Here is an 18,890-nt window from a genome sequence, read left to right as displayed (position 1 = left end):
AGGTTATTTCCATGACAGAAGCTTTAACCGTTTTAGGCGGTATTACTGCTGAACAGTTTTTAACAGAGTATTGGCAGAAAAAACCATTACTTGTACGTAATGCTATGCCTGAAATTGTGGGTATGTTAGAGCCGAATGATGTAAAAGAACTCGCTTTAGAAGACCATGTAACTGCTCGTCTTATCCGTCAAAAAGATAAAAATCCAAATGAATGGCATGTAAAATCGTCTCCCTTAACTAAAGGTGATTTTCAAAAACTACCAAAGTTATGGACACTTTTGGTTCAAGCAGTAGACCATTATTCATTTGATATAGCTGAATTGTGGAAGAAATTTCCTTTTATTCCGCAATGGCGCCGTGATGACATTATGGTGTCTTATGCCCCCAAAGGTGGTTCAGTAGGAAAACATTTTGACTTTTATGATGTTTTTCTTGTTCAAGGATATGGTCATCGTCGCTGGCAACTCGGCCAAATGTGTGATGCAAACACTGAATTTGTACCTAATCAACCTTTAAAGTTGCTACCAGAAATAGATGTTCATTTTGATGAAGTATTAGCTCCTGGCGACTTATTATATGTTCCACCTGGATTATCACATTATGGCGTTGCCGAAGATGATTGTTTAACTTTCTCCTTTGGTTTCCGTATGCCTAATATTTCAGGCATGATCGATAGAATTAGCGATCAATTTGCTACTGATGAATTACTTCAAAATCCTGTTGTCGATATTACCCGTAAGAATCCTCCTCAAATTGGGGAAATAAACACGGAAGAGTTGGCTTATTTAAGAGATTTAGTGCTAGCTCAATTGAAAAATTCAACAGTACTTGATGCTGCCCTCATGTCGTACATGAGCGAACCTAAATATCCAGACAATATTCCAGAACCAGATGAAATAGAGGTTGAAGACCTAAATGCTATTTTGTCAGAAGGCTATGAGCTGCTACTCGAACCTGCTTCGCGTCTACTTTATACAGAACAAAATAGCGTTTTAAAGTTTTGGGGTAATGGGGAAGAATTACCGATTGTGGAATCTTTTGCCACCCAACTCAAATCGATTGCCGATGGGAAAAGCATTCCTTTCAATAGTGAGCTTAACAATACAGATATTTTAGAAAACATTGTTCAATTATTGAATAATTCAATTCTTATGTTGTTACCTCCTGCAGAGTAATACTAACTAAACTAAATATATAAAAAGGAGAAATTATAAAATTTCTCCTTTTTTCTTTTATAAATACATGTTTAAATATACCAATCTTTAAATCAAAGTTATAAAGGCCCACTTATAGTAAAAACCACCTTGCCAAATCAAAAAATTAACTACTAAACATAGCTATTCAATTATAAAAAAATTAATGCTTAGCATTGAGTTTTGTTCTTTTATTATTTTTAAAAAACCTATTTTTTTCTATCAATAAAAGTCAATACAATGTAAAATTTCGCGTTCGTGCTTTTTATTTGTACACTCGACCTTTAGGCTAATAGCAAAATATTTGTGTGAGGCTACTAAAATATGTCAAAAAAAGATGACATTATTACCACTGCTTTAAGACTTTTTAATTCATATAGTTATAATTCTATAGGGGTAGATCGTATCATCAGTGAATCTGGTGTAGCGAAAATGACATTTTATAAATACTTTCCTTCAAAAGAGAAACTTATTGAAGAGTGTTTATTATTAAGAAACTCACTTTTACAAAATTCTCTTACTGCGGCAATCTCTAAAGAAGACGAAACCAATCCACTAGCTCGTATTAAGGCCATCTTTTTATGGTATTCAGATTGGTTTAATAGTGAAGACTTTAATGGTTGCATGTTCCAAAAAGCCTTAGAAGAAGTATTAAAACAATACCCTTCAACACATCAACCAGCAACTTTATACAAAATCTGGTTAACACAATTAATGCAAGATCTTCTTATTCAATATGAAATTGAAGAGTCTCGACCTTTGGCATTGCTTTTAGTCAATATTTTAGAGGGTATGACCATTCAAGCTCAAGTTGAGCATGGCTCAGTAAAAATTGATGACTATTGGAAGCGTGTAGAGAAACTCATTGAATTTGAAAAAATTGCACATTAAAAAATAAAGCGTGATATTATTCTTCTTATCTTGTTGAATCTTCTTCTTATTCATCACGCTGCGTCTGAAAGTCATTCTAGCTTAGAGTTTGACATTTTTTTAAATTATCATCCCAAACTAGAATATACAGACCTGTCTGTACATGATCGATTATAACTTTAGAAAATAAAAACACAATCTTTTTTTCTTGCCCTTTTATATATAAATCAGATTTAACTATTGATAGAGAGAAAAATAGAATTTATTTTCTTTGACTTTGTTTCATTTATACTTAACAATTACGCTTCTCACACAAAGCAACACTTTTGACACAAAACAAATACAAATTCTTGTTTTACCTTAATAATGTTATATATTTATCAATTACACTTATAAACCTTTTCAACAAAAACAATTGGATTGATTAGTTTTGCTACATTCATTTTCTTAAGATCAATCTATACTATGCCGGCCATATTGATATAGGTATAAAGTATGAAAGATGGACTCCAAATTGAAGAAATGAAAAATGCGGCGGATTCAGTCGTAGGAACATTAAAATCTTTAGCTAACACTGACCGTTTATTAATTTTATGTCACTTAGCCCATGAGGAGTTAAATGTCTCTCAAATTGAAGAGAAAACACAAATCACCCAACCCACCCTTTCACAACAATTGATGATGCTACGTAAAAGTGATGTCGTTTCAACACGTCGTGATGGCAAGCAAATCTTCTATTCGATCAAGGATGATAAGATGCATTCAATTTTAAATATGCTTTACCAGTTATACTGCATAGAATAACTGCTCTAAACTTATAAAATTATAATAATATTAATGTATTCCTGAAATATGCGATTTTTCAACTTGGTAGCTGGTAATTATCCGAGCAAAGAGGATTGAAAATTCGCGTAGTTTTTCTAGCATTCCAATCTATTAAAAAACAAAAATAACCTCTCCTATTTCTTTTTATATCTTTTCTCCCTCTTCACTAATTTTTATGGCAAATAATAAGAACTTAAGCGTTACTGGCTGTAATATAAGCAAAACATCAGATACCAAACTTTAACCAATCAATTTTCTTTATTTAAAAACAAATATTTAATATTACCAAACCTTATAAAACTGATGACTTGATATAAAAAAGCTTAAGATTCACATCACTTACGTATAAAATACTCAGCTTGTTCAACCTTTAGCCATGAATAGGTTAATAAGGCCTTTATATGCTTGAATTCTTTTCTCGATTAAGCTTAGTCACTAAAATTATTATCGCCATTATTTTAGGGATAGGCGTCGCACTATTATTTCCAACCGTTACGCCGTACTTAAGCTTGTTTGGTGAACTATTTATTAAAGCATTAAAATCGGTTGCTCCTATTTTAGTCTTTGTACTGGTTCTCTCATCTATTGCCAACTTCCAAGTCGGTCATAGTGCAAATTTACGCCCAGTATTACTACTCTATGTAGTAGGTATGTTATTAGCTGCTTTTAGTGCTGTGATCGCTAGCTTATCTTTTCCTAGTACGCTTTATCTCAACACTGTTTCTCATAATAATTTGCAAGCGCCTGGTAGTCTCGCTGATATATTAAAAAATCTGCTTTTAAGTTTTATTGCAAACCCTGTTCAAGCAATCAGTGAAGCGAACTTTATTGGTATTCTTGCGTGGGCAATTGGTCTTGGCTTAGCAATGCGTCATAGCTCGGATACAACCAAACAAGTAATGCAGGATGTTTCACATGCTGTAAGCGCTATTATTCATAAAGTTATTGCGTTTGCACCTGTTGGTATTTTCGGTCTAGTTGCAGTAACTTTTGCAGATGCTGGACTAGCAACACTTGAAAGTTATGCACAATTACTTGCTGTTCTATTAGGAACAATGCTGTTTGTTGCTCTAGTGATTAACCCAATTCTGGTAGGTTTAACAATTCGCGGTAATCCCTACCCATTAGTATTTAAATGCTTAAAAGAAAGTGGTATCACAGCGTTCTTTACACGCAGCTCAGCAGCTAATATTCCTGTAAACCTTGATTTAGCTGAACGTTTAGGCGTAAATCCTTCAACTGCGAGCGTTTCAATTCCTTTAGGTGCTACTGTTAACATGGCTGGTGCAGCAGTTACGATTACTGTACTTACTTTAGCAACTGTGCATACGTTAGGAATTCATGTTGATTTGGCAACAATGATTATTTTATCTGTAGTTGCGACTGTTTCAGCATGTGGTGCATCTGGTGTTGCAGGTGGTTCCCTACTTCTAATTCCAGTCGCATGTAGCTTATTTGGTATTTCATCAGAAATTGCAATGCAAGTTGTTGCAGTGGGTATGATTATTAGTGTATTACAAGATTCAACAGAAACGGCGCTTAACTCATCTACTGATGTTTTATTTACAGCCGCAGTTGATATTCGCTCAAGACAAAACTCATAGAGAACATGCCATTTCAAAGTTTACCAAACTGGTTCCAACTTGGCGCCTTTTTACTGGCAATAAATGCCGGAATGATTAATGTATTAGGGCTTATCACCCTTTTACATCAATCGGTGTCGCATATGACTGGTAATGTCAGTATGCTAGCCATGAGTTTGGTAAACTGGCAGTTTGAACACATCATATATTTAGTACTAGTTATATTATGTTATGTATGTGGATCATTTTACAGTGGTTTTATTCTAGGCAATAGCCATTTCAAATTAGGCCGCCGGTATGGCCTTCCTTTAAGTCTAGTTTCACTATTTATTTTTCTCTGTTGGTTACTGCTGCCTTATTTTCCAAAATATGGACTATTATGGGCTTGTGTCGCCATGGGGCTACAAAATGCAATGGTAAGTCACTATAAAGGAACCATTATTAGGACTACTCACTTATCGGGTGTCTTAACAGATCTTGGGCTTGCACTTGGTTATATAGCACGAGGTTTAAAAGTAGAGAATCGCCGCATTATTTTGCATCTACTTATTTTTATAGGTTTTCTATCTGGCGGTATAATTGCTGCTTTAGTTCACCCTTATTTAAAATTGCAATCATTTTTGCTTCCAGCAATTTTAAGCTTAACTCTCAGTATTTCGTATTGGGCAGTTTACTTTCATAGTTCTTCCTCTTCAAATTCGGATTAAGTCATGGTTAAAAATGCCTTACAAGCTCAGTTACTCAAAGCTGGTTTAGTTGACAATAAAAAAGCGAAAAAACTTACCAAACAAGCTCAGCATGAGCAGCGTACTGGTCAAAGCAATGAAGCAGAAATTAAAGCTAATATTGAAAAAGCTCAAAAAGAGAAACAAGCAAAAGATCAAGCTTTGAATCTAGAAAAGCAGCAGCAACTCGAAGAAAAAGCATTAAAGGCTTCAATCATTCAAATGATCAAGCAACACAAAATTGTAGATTTTGCCGGAGATGTGGCTTATCAATTTATTGACGAGAATAAGATTAAAAAGGTTTACCTATCTCAGCAAGTTTATAATGCACTTGTTACAGGCAGTTTAGTGATTGCTAAAGATCAAGATCAATATGCTTACCTTCCTAAAGCCTTAGCTGAAAAAATTAATCAAAAAATGAAAGGATTTATTTTAATCAATAATGCTGAGAAAAATGAACAAACTACTGATGAAGAAGATCCATATGCAGCATACGTGATTCCGGATGACTTAATGTGGTAACGGTTATGAGCCTTTATCAATACTCGGATAAAGGCTCATACTGCTTAAAATAAATATTAATATTTTATCATTTATTAAAAAAATTTATAAAAATTACATTCAAGCCAAATTCATTCACCACTTCATCTATTATTATCGATATAATGAATAAAACATTTTTTGTCTTTACGATGCCTTTTAGGCTTCTTCCCGATTCCAAATTTATGTCTTGACTAAATCATGTCAGTTTTAGCCAAAGATATACAACATAAACTTTGACGTGTATCCACACACCCAACAGATCAATACCTTAATTAAGTTTGATCTAACTGACTTTATTGCAAATTAAATTGCGAAATTTTACTAAAGTAGCTGATGTATAAAGGTAGTCATTCATGCTGAAGTGGTTTGAAAAACTTGTAGATCCTTATCCAACCAAAGGTTTGGATGAGCCCTTACCAACACGCTTTTTCCCATTTGTTTGGCAAGCTACTGAAGGTGTACGTCCATATTTATTGCTACTTATTATATGTACAGCTGGTGCAGCTAGCTTTGAAGCCCTGCTCTTTTCAAAAATTGGGCAACTTGTAGATTGGCTTAGTAATAGTCAACCTGAAAGTTTCTTAAGCCAACATGCGTCAAACATTCTTATTCTCATTAGCGTGTTATTTGCCAATATTTTATTTGTTAATATTCAATCTATTATAAAACATCAAATTTTATATAGTACTTTTCCAATGCGCTTGCGTTGGCGCTTCCATAACCTTTTATTGAAACAAAGCCTAGACTTTTTCCATAATGATTTTGCTGGTCGACTTTCTGCAAAGGTCATGCAAACAGCTTTAGCAGTCCGTGAATTCTGGATTATTTTAGGCGACATGTTGGCTTACGTCAGCATTTACTTTATTACTGTAAGTATTGTTCTTGGTGCAATCTCACCCACATTACTTATTCCACTTATGGTTTGGTTAGGGTTATTTTTATTAAGCGCATGGTTCTTTATTCCACGTTTAAGCAAAGTATCACAACAACAAGCCGATGCACGCGCTGTAATGACTGGTCGTGTAACTGACGCCTACACTAATATTCAAACTGTAAAACTCTTTGCGCATGCTGGGCGTGAAAGCCAATATGCAAAAGCGTCAATGAAAGAGTTTATGACCACAGTCTATGCGCAAATGCGTCTAGGTACTCTTTTTGAAGTTAGCATTAATTTACTGTCTGCTGTTTTATTTGTTGGGGTAATTGGTACCGCAGTTTGGTTATGGACTCAAGGTTTAGCAGCGTTAGGCGTAATTGCAGCCACTACTGCCATGATTTTAAAACTTAATAGCATGGCTGAGTTTATGATGTGGCATATGTCAGCATTATTTGAAAATGTTGGTACCATTCAAGATGGCATGCAAACACTTGGTAAGAAAATCAATATTCAAGACAAGCCAGATGCAAAACCACTTACAGTCACACAAGGTGAAATTGTATTTAAAGATGTGACCTTTGCTTATAACAATAAAAATGTCATCGATCACTTTAATCTACACATTAAAGCAGGTGAAAAGATTGGTATCGTTGGCCGTTCAGGTGCGGGTAAATCTACCCTCATCCAATTACTTCTACACTTTTACCATCTTAAAGAAGGTGCAATTTTAATTGATGGGCAGAATATTGAAGATGTTACACAAGATAGTTTGAGAGCAAATATTGCTTTAGTTACTCAAGACACTTCTCTACTCCATCGTTCAGTTGCCGAAAATATTAAATATGGCCGTCCAGATGCAACTGATCAAGATATGCAAAGTGCCGTGCATAAAGCAAAAGCAGCTGAATTTATTCCTCAACTTGTCGACTTAAAAGGACGTTCAGGTTATGAAGCACAAGTGGGTGAACGTGGTGTCAAACTGTCAGGTGGTCAAAGACAACGTATCGCTATTGCGCGTGTTTTCTTAAAAGATGCACCAATTTTAATCTTAGATGAAGCAACTAGCGCTTTAGACTCAGAAGTTGAAGCAGCTATTCAGTCTAGTTTAAATGACCTGATGGTAGATAAAACAGTTATTGCAATTGCTCACCGTTTGTCTACCATTGCTCAAATGGACCGTTTAATTGTTCTTGATGAAGGTAAAATTGCAGAGCAAGGTACTCATGAAGAATTAATTGCTAAAAATGGTATATATGCACAATTATGGAAACGTCAAACGGGCGGTTTTCTTATTGAGCAAAAAGTAGTACAGGGTCAAGATTAATGCTTTATTTAGAAGATTTAAAAATTGGTGATCGTTTTATCAGTCGTGAGTATGAAATTACACTTGATGAAATTAAACAATTTGCAAGCCACTATGACCCTCAACCTTTCCATACAGATGAAGAGTTAGCCAAAGAAGATCCAATCTTTAAAGGTATTGCCGCTAGCGGGTGGCATACCTCGGCAATTACTATGCGCTTATGGACTGAATGCATGCCGATTCATGGTGGACTAGTAGGCTCAGAATCTAGTCTACGTTGGCCACGCCCTACTCGGCCTGGTGACCGTATTCATGTTGAAGCTGAAATTTCCGCCATTACGCCATCCAAAACAAAATTGGATCGTGGTATTGTAAGCTACGTTACGCAAGCCTTAAATCAGCATGGGGATGTTTTACTTATTTCAACGACAAAAATCGTTGTCTTTAAAAAGAATGTTTAATGAATCGTTGATATGATTGTCTAACAGTTTTTATAAACTCAAATTATATTTCATGACAAGATGTGTAAGAAATGCACGTAGAAAATTGATGAGAGCAACGGAACGCATATGAAAATTACCTCAGCTCGTCAAGATCAAGGTATTCCAGGAGTCTATGGCTTATTGCTATTAGATGTAGTTTCACGTTGGGGATACAACGATGAAACATTATTTGCTCCTTTTCATCTTACTAGTGAGCAATTGGCCGATCCTGAATATCGTATTTCAACACCCGTAGCAAATGAGCTGGTCAAACATGCCTTAAATCTTACCGGTGAAAGTACACTGGGTTACCACATTGGCACTCAAATGCGTATTTCCATTCACGGATTTATTGGCTACGCGATAATGACAGCCAAAGATATTACAGAAGCGATTGCTCTCGCTGCCCGCTTTATCCAATTACGCTTACCTTTTTTACAATTATATTTTTCTACTTTCGGACCAAAAGCCACATTACAATTGCAATGTGATATTGAGTTAGAGCCTCTTCGTACTGAGATCGTTTTAGGTTTAACTATTGGTATTATGACCATGGCTAAAGCGATTACGGGTATTGAAGATTTAGCAGGCGATGTTGATTTAGACTTTCCAGAACCAGAAGGTTTTGATAAGTATAGAAGCAAGCTAAGCAGCACCATCCGCTTTAACCAGCCTCATCTAATCTCTAGTTTTGATAAAAAATATTTAGGTTTTAAGTTAGTTAATGCCGATCCAATCGCAAGTCAAATCGCTATTAACCAATGTGAAGCGGAACTATCTGCTTTAGGCGAACGCCGCCGTCTAGCCATGCGTGTACGTGATATTTTAAGTAATTCTGAACAACATTACTTAAGCATAGAAAATGTAGCAGAATATTTACATATGTCAGATCGTACCTTAAAGCGACAATTGGCAGCCGAAGGTACTTCATTTTCTACTTTAGTAGATGAAGTTCGATATCGTCATGCGACCTCTCTGCTTTCGCGTACAGATTATAGTCTTGAACAAATTGCAGATGAACTTGGTTACTCGGATGTCGCAAATTTCAGTCGCGCTTTTAAACGCTGGAGCGGTCGCAGTCCGAGCAACTGGCGCAAAGACCCCTATTTATAATGTTATTAAAATATTGGACACAAGCTTAAGGAGTTGTCATGAACCATCCTTCAGAATTGAAGTATGCACGTACACATGAGTGGGTAAAAATTGAAGGAGACCTTGTTATTACAGGGATTACCGACCATGCACAAGATGAGCTTGGAGATTTGGTCTATGTTGAAACTCCTGAAGTGGGTAGCCAAGTAACAGCTGGCGAACAAGCCGGAGTTGTTGAATCAGTTAAAACTGCTTCTGATATTCATGCCCCTGTCTCTGGTACAGTAGTAGAAGTTAATACTGATCTTGAAGATGATCCGGATTTTGTAAATGAAGATCCATATGGCAAAGGCTGGATTTATAAAATCAAACCAGACAATATTGCAGATGTTGAAAAACTTTTAACAAATGCAGAGTATGAAGCTGGTCTATAATATAGATATAGTTTTAATAAAAAAACCAGTTTAGATTTAACTGGTTTTTTTATATATGTATAGATCAGATTTAAAAACCAAATTCATGAATGGATCATTCATATGACAAAACTTGTGGTATTTTCCGGCGCCGGTATGAGTGCAGAAAGTGGAATTAGTACTTTCCGCGATAGTAATGGCCTCTGGGAAAATTATGATATACAACAAGTTGCCACTCCCGAAGCGTGGGAAAGAAATCCAGCTTTAGTTCAACGCTTTTACAACGAACGTCGTAAAAATATTTTAGAAGCCCAGCCGAACGAAGCTCATCAATATATTGCTAAACTACAAGACCATTATGATGTACAAGTCATTACACAAAATATTGATGATCTACATGAGCGTGCTGGAAGCCAAAATGTCTTACATTTACATGGCAATATTCGACTAGCGAAAAGTTCTGGGCCAGATGCACAATATACAACTCAATTTTATGAAGTTAATGGTTGGAAGCTCGATTTAGAACAGGACTTTTGTCCAAATGGTTACCCGCTTCGCCCTCATGTCGTTTGGTTTGGTGAAGCTGTACCTGCTTATGAAGAAGCAATTCGTTTAGTACAAAGTGCTGATATTTTTATTGTAATCGGTTCGACATTAAGCGTATATCCAGTTGCCGCCTTGGTCCATGAGATTCCTCATTATACCAAAGCGTATTATATAGATCTCCAAGCAGATCATTCTCGTGTTCCACCTCAATATAAATTATTAAATATGACGGCTACAGAAGGTATGCACGAGTTATTTCATCAATTGACCAGTTAATATTTCCTCTTTTGATATTCTTTTTTCTTATTAAAACCATTTTTTCGCGTAAAATTGATGAGAAATTATTCATCTAAATAATAACTTTTCTTAGAAGGCACCCTGTCATTACTATTTTTGTAACTAAAAAACTGAATTTAGCTCTTAGTTTTTTATATTATTAGTTTTTTAATAAGTTTTGATATTATCTTTAAACTGATAATCAATTGATTTTATTAAACTAAATTTAAAATGTAATCAAAGTTACACTTGTTTACACAAAGATACATAAAATACATCACAAAGATAACAGAGCAAAAAAATTCTTTTATGGTTGAATCTCAACCTCTTGAAATGCCGTACAAGAAAACAGCGACCTGGATTAGGTTACAATCACGGATTATGGATATAAGGACACACATCCATTATGAGTTATTTTGATCCCACCCTCATCATGTTTATGGTGTACATCGTAGCAATGGTACTTATCGGCTTATTTGCCTACCGTGCTACAAGCGACTTCTCTGATTATATTCTTGGTGGTCGTAGTTTAGGCAGTTTCGTTACTGCATTATCCGCAGGCGCATCGGACATGAGTGGTTGGTTACTCATGGGCTTACCAGGAGCGATTTATCTTTCTGGTTTATCTGAAGCGTGGATTGCAATTGGTCTAATTATCGGTGCTTGGCTTAACTGGTTACTGGTTGCTGGTCGATTACGCGTTCATACTGAAATCCAAAATAATGCACTCACTCTGCCAGACTATTTTACAAGTCGATTTGATGACCAGAAAAAGATACTTCGTATTTTCTCTGCCGTTATTATCTTGGTTTTCTTCGCTATTTACTGTGCTTCAGGCATGGTAGCTGGTGCCCGTTTATTTGAAAATTTATTCGGTATGTCATATACCACCGCCATCTGGTTAAGTGCTATTGCAACAATCAGTTATGTTTGTATTGGTGGTTTCTTAGCAATTAGCTGGACTGATACTTTCCAAGCGGGCTTAATGATTTTTGCCCTCTTGCTCACTCCAATCGTGACTTACCTCGCAATTGGTGACACAACTCAGTTTGTGACGCTTATTGAAACTGCTCGTCCACATGCATTTAACATCATTTCTGATTTAAGTGTGGTGGCCGTTTTATCATCCATGGCTTGGGGCTTAGGCTATTTTGGCCAACCGCATATCCTTGTACGTTTCATGGCTGCTGACTCTGTAAAATCAATTCCTGCTGCTCGCCGTATCGGTATGACCTGGATGATTTTATGTTTAGTCGGTGCTGTCGGTGCTGGTTTCTTTGGTATTGCTTACTTCCAGCAACACCCTGAACTTGCAGGTGTGGTAAGTAAAAACCCTGAAACTGTATTTATGGAATTGACTAAAATTTTATTCAATCCATGGATTGTCGGTATCATTCTAGCTGCTATTTTAGCTGCGGTTATGAGTACATTAAGCTGTCAGCTTTTAGTATGTTCAAGTGCACTAACTGAAGATTTGTACAAAGGCTTCATTCGTAAAAATGCATCTCAAAAAGAGCTTGTATGGGTTGGGCGTATCATGGTTCTTGCAATTGCCGTTCTAGCAATTGTGCTTGCGGGTAACCCTGACAGTAAAGTTCTTGGCCTTGTTGCTTATGCTTGGGCTGGTTTTGGTGCTGCATTTGGACCACTCATCATCTTGTCATTGTTCTGGAAACGTATGACTTTAGAAGGTGCTTTAGCAGGTATGATCGTAGGTGCTGTTGTTGTGATCGGTTGGAAAAACCTTTTCGCAAGCACTGGTGTTTACGAAATTATTCCAGGCTTTATCTGCGCATTTATCAGCATCATCGTAGTAAGCTTGATCAGCAAAGCGCCAAACTCTGATGTGACTGGTCGCTTTGAGCAAGCAGATAAACTCTATAAAGAAAGTACATAACTCATTGAAATAAATAAAGGGGCTTCGGCCCCTTATTTATTTTTAGTTTTGATTTTAATTTTTGAACTATCTTTCACAACTTGCATCACGGGATAACTACGAGTCTCTTTTACACCGGGTAATTGCCATAGCACTTGCCCTGCGATACGTCGAAACTCCTCCATACTTCCACTGCGTAATTTAATTAAAAAATCAAATCCCCCACTGACCATATGGCATTCAACGATTTCTGGATAATGCACGACTGCGTCAATAAACTCATCTAAAACATTAGGTGTGGTTTTATCTAGTAAGACTTCAACAAAAACCAAAAAATTTGCATTTAACTTAACCGGATTTAATTTAGCTTCATAACCTAAGATGAATTCATCTTTGGTGAGCTTCTGCACTCGTGCCATAACTGCTGTTGGAGACAAATTGACGAGTTCAGCTAATTTGCTGTTGGAAATACGCCCATCTGTTTGAAGAATATCCAAAATTTTTAAATCGGTGCGATCAAGGCTTAATAATGGGCCATTCATCTGAATTTTCCTCTAAAAAATGGGCAAAATATAGTGAGTTATTCGGTGTTTCTTCTGTAATGATAAATTATCTAAACCTCTCTACTCAAGATGAGTTTACGAGAGCTGGTTGGCGGAAATAGATATGAACACAATGGATACTTTTCATCAAATGGATAAATCTCACCAAGGCTATATCACCGAATTCAACGATAAAAGTGAGTTTGAACAACGCATTAATACAGCTTGGCGACGTGCCGAACCTGAAGCTGTAGAAGAGCTATTACAAGCTGCTGCGGTATCTGATGATTTAGATCATAAAATTTATGACCTTGCATTTAACCTTGCCCATAATTTACGTGAACGTAAGACCTCTTCAGGTAAAGCAGGTATTGTTCAAGGGTTATTACAAGAATTCTCTCTTTCTTCACAAGAAGGCGTGGCTTTAATGTGTCTTGCTGAAGCTTTGCTTCGTATTCCAGACACAGCAACACGTGATTTGCTCATTCGCGATAAAATCAATCAAGGTAACTGGAAAGAACATGTTGGTCAAAGCAGCTTAATGTTTGTGAATGCTGCTGCATGGGGTCTCATGTTAACTGGTAAGCTTATGGAAACACCAAAGCAAACCAGTCTTTCAAGTGTACTTACTGGCCTTTTAGCACGTAGTGGCCGTGGCATTATCCGTAAAGCAGTTGACGTTGCAATGCGTATGATGGGTGAACAGTTTGTGACTGGTGAAACCATCGAAGAAGCTGTCGACCACGCAAAAGTACTTGAGGATAAAGGTTTCCGCTATTCTTATGACATGTTAGGTGAAGCTGCCTTAACCGACCATGACGCTGAACGCTACTTTAATGATTACACACAAGCTATTCATGCAATTGGTAAAGCGTCTAATGGTAAAGGCGTATATGATGGCCCAGGTATCTCAATTAAGCTTTCTGCTTTGCATCCACGTTACCAACGTGCGCAAATTGAACGTGTTCACAAAGAACTCTACGGCAAAGTATTTGAGCTCGCTCGTTTAGCTAAACAGTACAATATTGGTTTAAATATCGATGCAGAAGAATCAGAGCGTTTAGAAATTTCTCTTGAGTTACTTGAGCGTCTCTGTTTTGAGCCAGAACTTGCGAACTGGAAAGGCATTGGTTTCGTAATTCAAGCTTACCAAAAACGCTGCTTCTTTGTGGTTGATTATATTATTGACCTTGCTAAGCGTAGCCAAAAGCGTCTGATGATCCGTCTTGTAAAAGGCGCATATTGGGATAGCGAAATTAAGAAAGCACAAATCGAAGGTATGGATGACTACCCTGTCTTTACACGTAAAGTTCATACTGATTTGTCTTATATCGCTTGTGCTAAAAAATTACTTGCAGCACCAGAATTTATTTATCCGCAATTTGCGACGCATAATGCTCAAACTTTAGCAACGATCTATCATTTAGCAGATCCAAGCAAATATTACGCTGGTCAATATGAGTTCCAATGCTTACATGGTATGGGCGAGCCGCTTTATGAACAAGTTGTTGGTCCACGTGAGCAAAATAAATTAGGCGTGCCATGCCGTATTTATGCTCCGGTTGGTAACCACGAAACATTGTTAGCTTATTTAGTCCGTCGTTTACTTGAAAATGGCGCGAATACTTCATTTGTTAACCGTATTGCCGATAAAACACTTAAAGTTGAAGATCTTATCCAGTCTCCAATTTATGATATTCGTAATGCAGCTAAGCTTGAAGGTTCAGTTGGTTTAAAACATCCATCAATTCCACTACCTTTAGATATGTACGGAACGCTTCGTAAAAACTCTAAAGGTTATGACTTGGCAAATGACACCCCACTTGCAGCTTTAGATAGCACAGCTCAAGAATTACGTAATCGTATTTGGCAAAGCCATCCGTTGTTGGCTAATACTGATTCTTTAGAACAAGGTCATTCTGTTGCAATTACAAACCCAGCACAAAATGATGAAATTGTTGGTTATGTACAAGAAGCTGATCTTAAGCATGTCGAAATCGCTCTTACTGCAGCTGAACAAACCCAATCAGAATGGTCAAATACGCCTAAGGATCAACGCGCTCAATACTTAAAACGCGCAGCTGACCTCATGGAAAGCCGTATTCAAGAGTTGATGGTATTACTTTGCCGTGAAAGTGGTAAAACGTATGCTAATGCGATTGCAGAAGTTCGTGAGGCTGTAGATTTCCTACGTTACTATGCAACCCAAGTTGAGAATCTTCCTGCAAATACAGTTATTCAGCCTTTAGGTACTGTACTTTGTATTAGCCCATGGAACTTCCCTCTTGCAATTTTCTCAGGTCAAATTGCTGCGGCATTAGTCAGTGGTAACTGTGTTATTGCTAAACCAGCTGAACAAACTCCATTGATCGCAGCCCAAGCTGTTCAGATTCTATGGGAAGCTGGTATTCCAAATGGTGCTGTACAGCTACTTCCTGGCCGCGGTGAAACAGTAGGTGCTCAGCTCAGCCAAGATAGCCGTATCGATGGCATCATGTTTACTGGCTCGACTGAAGTTGCAAAAATTTTACAGAAGACCGTTGCAAAACGTTTATCTGAAAATGGTCAATCTATTCCGCTCATTGCAGAGACTGGCGGTCAAAATGCAATGATTGTTGACTCATCTGCTTTAACTGAACAAGTTGTATTAGATGTTGTAAGTTCTGCTTTTGATAGCGCAGGTCAACGCTGCTCTGCTTTACGTATTTTATGTGTACAAGAAGACAGTGCTGCAACCGTTATTAAAATGCTTAAAGGTGCAATGCAACAGTTGATCGTAGGTAACCCTGCAATTTTAAAAACTGACATTGGTCCTGTTATTGATGATGAAGCAAAACAGACGATTGACCAGCACATCCAGAAAATGAAATCGAAGGGTTATCCGGTACATCAATTGATGTTTGGTGCAACAAGCCAAACAGAATTAGATAAAGGAACTTTTGTTGTGCCAACAGCAATTGAGCTTCCTAATCTTGATGACTTACAACGTGAAGTTTTTGGTCCGGTTTTACACATCATTACCTATAAGTATGGTGAACTTGAGCAACTCATATCAAGAATCAACGCTAAAGGTTATGGTTTAACTATGGGTCTTCATACCCGTATTGATGAAACCATCCAAACCGTAATTCAACATGCTGAAGTGGGTAACCTTTATATCAACCGTAATATTGTTGGTGCTGTTGTTGGCGTACAACCATTCGGTGGTGAAGGTTTATCTGGTACAGGCCCTAAAGCGGGTGGCCCTCTTTATATGTATCGCTTAATGCAGCATTGTTCTAACAAAGTATTAGCAACTCCATTTGCGGTAAAAAATGAGCAAACCATTTTTGAAGGCTTTAACCGTGAGGTTTATCAAAGCTTACAAAACTGGGCGAAACAACATTTACCACAAGCAAACCGTGAAATTGAACCTTTTGGTGTTGGTAAGTTTTATGAGTTACAAGGCCCTACTGGGGAAAGTAACCAATATATTATTTTGCCGCGTCATCGTGTTCTTTCAATTGCTGATACAGAACAAGATCAATTGCATCAGTTACTTGCAATCTTTGCAGTTGGCAGCCAAGCTGCTGTAATGCCAAATAGTCCATTATTGGCAAAACATAAACAAACGTTGCCAAAAGATGTACTTGATGCGATTACTACCATTAAAAACATCACTACAGATGATTTTGATGCAGTTTTACATCACGGCAACCGTGAAGAGATCTTCTCATTACAGCAAGAAATTGCTAGCCGTTCTGGCGCAATTGTTGGTATTACTCATGTTGAACCAAATGAGTCGATTCCACTTGAGCGTTTGGTAATTGAACGTGCAATTAGCGTAAATACAGCTGCGGCTGGCGGTAATGCAAGCTTAATGACAATGTCTGAATAATTAAGTAATTTTCTAAAAAGCCCAAATTACGATATTTGGGCTTTTTTGTTTAATAAAATAATCTATTCTTAAATATATAAATTTTATCAATTTGAGTTTTTAATAATGATTTTTTTTGAACCAGAACAATACCAACAAAGATGCACTCAGCTTTTTAACTTATACCGAAAACAAATTTCCGCTCTGCTACCATCTGCCCAAATTGAGCATATAGGTTCATCTGCAATACCTAATGCATTCTCAAAAGGTGATTTAGACATTTATATTGAGGTTCTACCCGATCAATTTGAGTGTGCAATAGAACAGTTAAAAACGCTTAATTTTATAGAAAAGCAAAATACATTAAGAACAAATGAGCTTTGCATGCTCGAGTCACTCAACAACGATGATGTTGCCTTTCAAGTTGTAGTAACCGGTTCAATATTCACATTTTTCTTAACCTTTAGAGATAAGCTTATAGCTTCTCCAACATTAGTTAATGAATATAATCAATTAAAGTTACAGTCCACCCACTTAGATCATGACCAATATAGAGCAGTAAAATCTAATTTTATTGAACGCGTTTTAAGTCACTCCTAGTGTAAGTATTTTTTCTTTATGAATAACTAACTAAAATTGGCTCCTTTAAGCTCAATTTTTTGGTACCATTCACCATTTGATTCTGTCTAAATTTTCTTTGTCTATGACTTCTTCTTATCGTCAACAACTTCAAGCTAAAATTGATCGCATTACTACTCAATTTTCTGAATTTACACCGCCTACATTAGAAGTGTTTGAATCGCCTGAACAACATTTCCGTATGCGTGCTGAATTTCGTATCTGGCATACAGAAAATGATATGTTTTATGCCATGTTTGAACGTAATGACGATGGCAAGCAAAAAACCGTTGTACGCATAGATGAGTTTCCTATTGCAGATAAAAGCATTAATGACTTAATGCCACTTCTTTTAGCAGAACTTAAGGCCAACTCTTTACTTTCTCAGCGTTTATTTGAAGTTGACTTTCTCGCAACTTTAAGCGGAGAAATGTTAGTTACCTTGATTTATCACCGTAAGCTTAATCAGGAATGGGAACAAGCAGCTAAAGCACTTGCTGAAAAATTAAATATTAAAATTATGGGCCGTAGCCGCGGCCAGAAAATTGTTATTGGCGATGACTTTGTTGTAGAAGAATTTGAACTTTTAAACCGTTCATTTAAATACAAACAAATCGAAAGTAGCTTTACGCAGCCTAATGCACAAGTTTGCAAAAAAATGCTGCAATGGGCATGTGATGCAGCTGAAGGATCAAAAAAACACCTATTAGAACTTTATTGTGGTAATGGTAATTTCACGCTTCCACTCTCTTTAAAATTTGAAAGAGTACTTGCGACTGAACTTGCAAAATCATCAGTTTATGCGGCGCAGTGGAATATCGAACAGAACCAGATTGATAATATTCAAGTAGCTCGCCTATCGGCTGAAGAGTTCACTCAAGCCTATCAAGGTGAACGTGAATTCCGCCGTCTACAAGAAGCAGATATTGATATTCAAAGCTACGACTTCGATACGGTATTCGTTGATCCTCCACGCGCAGGAATTGACGATGAAACTTTAAAACTATTGCAGAGCTTTGAACGTATTATCTACATTTCATGCAACCCCGACACTTTATATGAAAATTTAAAAACGCTCACTCAAACTCATCGCGTTACTAAGTTTGCTTTATTTGATCAGTTCCCTTATACGCATCATGTAGAGTCTGGTGTCTTACTTGAGAAGATTTAAACAAAATTTTTCAATGTAACCCTATTTTATAAGGAGATTAAATATCTCCTTATTTTTCAAGGTTTTTTAATTAAGTTTTTAAATTTAAAAAAAATATCA

General features: G+C 36.8%; 16 protein-coding genes. 15 read left to right on the top strand and 1 reads right to left on the bottom strand.

Annotated elements, in window-relative coordinates:
• Positions 1 to 11: 11 nt before the first annotated feature.
• From G9371_RS03280 to putP, 12 genes are all read left to right on the top strand, one after another.
• Complete coding sequence (locus G9371_RS03280) at positions 12 to 1,175, top strand: cupin domain-containing protein (RefSeq protein ID WP_029424382.1); 1,164 nt, start codon at positions 12 to 14, stop codon at positions 1,173 to 1,175.
• 342 nt (positions 1,176 to 1,517) lie between these two features.
• Positions 1,518 to 2,084, top strand: a complete 567-nt coding sequence (locus G9371_RS03275; RefSeq protein WP_000037059.1) for a TetR/AcrR family transcriptional regulator — start codon at positions 1,518 to 1,520, stop codon at positions 2,082 to 2,084.
• Positions 2,085 to 2,558: 474 nt separating this feature from the next.
• Complete coding sequence (locus tag G9371_RS03270; RefSeq protein ID WP_000651464.1) at positions 2,559 to 2,867, top strand: ArsR/SmtB family transcription factor; 309 nt, start codon at positions 2,559 to 2,561, stop codon at positions 2,865 to 2,867.
• A 422-nt stretch (positions 2,868 to 3,289) separates the two neighbouring features.
• A complete protein-coding gene (gene sstT, locus G9371_RS03265; protein WP_000889008.1) occupies positions 3,290 to 4,492 on the top strand; it encodes a serine/threonine transporter SstT in 1,203 nt (400 codons plus the stop codon).
• 5 nt (positions 4,493 to 4,497) lie between these two features.
• A complete protein-coding gene (locus G9371_RS03260; protein ID WP_001116532.1) occupies positions 4,498 to 5,178 on the top strand; it encodes a YoaK family protein in 681 nt (226 codons plus the stop codon).
• Positions 5,179 to 5,181: 3 nt separating this feature from the next.
• Positions 5,182 to 5,718, top strand: a complete 537-nt coding sequence (locus G9371_RS03255) for a DUF2058 domain-containing protein (RefSeq protein WP_029424383.1) — start codon at positions 5,182 to 5,184, stop codon at positions 5,716 to 5,718.
• A gap of 374 nt (positions 5,719 to 6,092) precedes the next feature.
• On the top strand, positions 6,093 to 7,940 hold the full coding sequence (locus G9371_RS03250; protein ID WP_000922245.1) for an ABC transporter ATP-binding protein: 1,848 nt from the start codon (positions 6,093 to 6,095) through the stop codon (positions 7,938 to 7,940).
• Positions 7,940 to 8,380 (top strand): MaoC family dehydratase, encoded by a 441-nt coding sequence (locus G9371_RS03245; protein WP_000966086.1) that lies wholly within the window; start codon positions 7,940 to 7,942, stop codon positions 8,378 to 8,380. The genes G9371_RS03250 and G9371_RS03245 overlap by 1 nt, the downstream gene beginning before the upstream one ends.
• Before the next feature lie 108 nt (positions 8,381 to 8,488).
• A complete protein-coding gene (locus G9371_RS03240; protein ID WP_000705524.1) occupies positions 8,489 to 9,514 on the top strand; it encodes an AraC family transcriptional regulator in 1,026 nt (341 codons plus the stop codon).
• A gap of 38 nt (positions 9,515 to 9,552) precedes the next feature.
• A complete protein-coding gene (gene gcvH, locus G9371_RS03235; protein WP_001016343.1) occupies positions 9,553 to 9,927 on the top strand; it encodes a glycine cleavage system protein GcvH in 375 nt (124 codons plus the stop codon).
• A 93-nt stretch (positions 9,928 to 10,020) separates the two neighbouring features.
• Positions 10,021 to 10,728 (top strand): SIR2 family NAD-dependent protein deacylase, encoded by a 708-nt coding sequence (locus tag G9371_RS03230; protein ID WP_086221536.1) that lies wholly within the window; start codon positions 10,021 to 10,023, stop codon positions 10,726 to 10,728.
• Positions 10,729 to 11,134: 406 nt separating this feature from the next.
• Positions 11,135 to 12,625 carry a sodium/proline symporter PutP gene (putP, locus tag G9371_RS03225; protein ID WP_000119795.1) on the top strand — a complete coding sequence of 497 codons (1,491 nt, stop codon included), beginning with the start codon at positions 11,135 to 11,137 and terminating at the stop codon, positions 12,623 to 12,625.
• A gap of 32 nt (positions 12,626 to 12,657) precedes the next feature.
• Here the strand turns inward: putP and G9371_RS03220 are convergent, their stop codons facing one another.
• On the bottom strand, positions 12,658 to 13,146 hold the full coding sequence (locus tag G9371_RS03220; protein WP_001014233.1) for an Lrp/AsnC ligand binding domain-containing protein: 489 nt from the start codon (positions 13,144 to 13,146) through the stop codon (positions 12,658 to 12,660).
• 124 nt (positions 13,147 to 13,270) lie between these two features.
• Here G9371_RS03220 and putA point away from each other — a divergent pair, with 124 nt between their 5' ends.
• From putA to trmA, 3 genes are all read left to right on the top strand, one after another.
• Positions 13,271 to 17,023, top strand: coding sequence for a trifunctional transcriptional regulator/proline dehydrogenase/L-glutamate gamma-semialdehyde dehydrogenase (putA, locus tag G9371_RS03215; RefSeq protein ID WP_029424385.1), 3,753 nt, complete (start codon positions 13,271 to 13,273; stop codon positions 17,021 to 17,023).
• Positions 17,024 to 17,128: 105 nt separating this feature from the next.
• Positions 17,129 to 17,602 carry a GrpB family protein gene (locus G9371_RS03210; RefSeq protein ID WP_029424386.1) on the top strand — a complete coding sequence of 158 codons (474 nt, stop codon included), beginning with the start codon at positions 17,129 to 17,131 and terminating at the stop codon, positions 17,600 to 17,602.
• A 103-nt stretch (positions 17,603 to 17,705) separates the two neighbouring features.
• Positions 17,706 to 18,791 (top strand): tRNA (uridine(54)-C5)-methyltransferase TrmA, encoded by a 1,086-nt coding sequence (trmA, locus tag G9371_RS03205; RefSeq protein ID WP_000204681.1) that lies wholly within the window; start codon positions 17,706 to 17,708, stop codon positions 18,789 to 18,791.
• Positions 18,792 to 18,890: the final 99 nt, after the last annotated feature.

Source organism: Acinetobacter sp. EKM10A, from assembly GCF_011075215.1.
Classification (GTDB): Bacteria; Pseudomonadota; Gammaproteobacteria; order Pseudomonadales; family Moraxellaceae; genus Acinetobacter; species Acinetobacter baumannii.
This window is presented reverse-complemented; position numbering and strand designations above follow the sequence as displayed.

Bases quoted from the DNA above. Each gene is read 5' to 3' on its own strand.
- G9371_RS03270 (WP_000651464.1), top strand. From the start codon at position 2,559: ATGAAAGATGGACTCCAAATTGAAGAAATGAAAAATGCGGCGGATTCA.
- G9371_RS03255 (WP_029424383.1), top strand. From the start codon at position 5,182: ATGGTTAAAAATGCCTTACAAGCTCAGTTACTCAAAGCTGGTTTAGTT.
- G9371_RS03260 (WP_001116532.1), top strand. From the start codon at position 4,498: ATGCCATTTCAAAGTTTACCAAACTGGTTCCAACTTGGCGCCTTTTTA.
- putA (WP_029424385.1), top strand. From the start codon at position 13,271: ATGAACACAATGGATACTTTTCATCAAATGGATAAATCTCACCAAGGC.
- G9371_RS03220 (WP_001014233.1), bottom strand. From the start codon at position 13,146: ATGAATGGCCCATTATTAAGCCTTGATCGCACCGATTTAAAAATTTTG.
- G9371_RS03275 (WP_000037059.1), top strand. From the start codon at position 1,518: ATGTCAAAAAAAGATGACATTATTACCACTGCTTTAAGACTTTTTAAT.
- sstT (WP_000889008.1), top strand. From the start codon at position 3,290: ATGCTTGAATTCTTTTCTCGATTAAGCTTAGTCACTAAAATTATTATC.
- G9371_RS03250 (WP_000922245.1), top strand. From the start codon at position 6,093: ATGCTGAAGTGGTTTGAAAAACTTGTAGATCCTTATCCAACCAAAGGT.
- G9371_RS03240 (WP_000705524.1), top strand. From the start codon at position 8,489: ATGAAAATTACCTCAGCTCGTCAAGATCAAGGTATTCCAGGAGTCTAT.
- gcvH (WP_001016343.1), top strand. From the start codon at position 9,553: ATGAACCATCCTTCAGAATTGAAGTATGCACGTACACATGAGTGGGTA.
- G9371_RS03280 (WP_029424382.1), top strand. From the start codon at position 12: ATGACAGAAGCTTTAACCGTTTTAGGCGGTATTACTGCTGAACAGTTT.
- putP (WP_000119795.1), top strand. From the start codon at position 11,135: ATGAGTTATTTTGATCCCACCCTCATCATGTTTATGGTGTACATCGTA.
- trmA (WP_000204681.1), top strand. From the start codon at position 17,706: ATGACTTCTTCTTATCGTCAACAACTTCAAGCTAAAATTGATCGCATT.
- G9371_RS03245 (WP_000966086.1), top strand. From the start codon at position 7,940: ATGCTTTATTTAGAAGATTTAAAAATTGGTGATCGTTTTATCAGTCGT.
- G9371_RS03210 (WP_029424386.1), top strand. From the start codon at position 17,129: ATGATTTTTTTTGAACCAGAACAATACCAACAAAGATGCACTCAGCTT.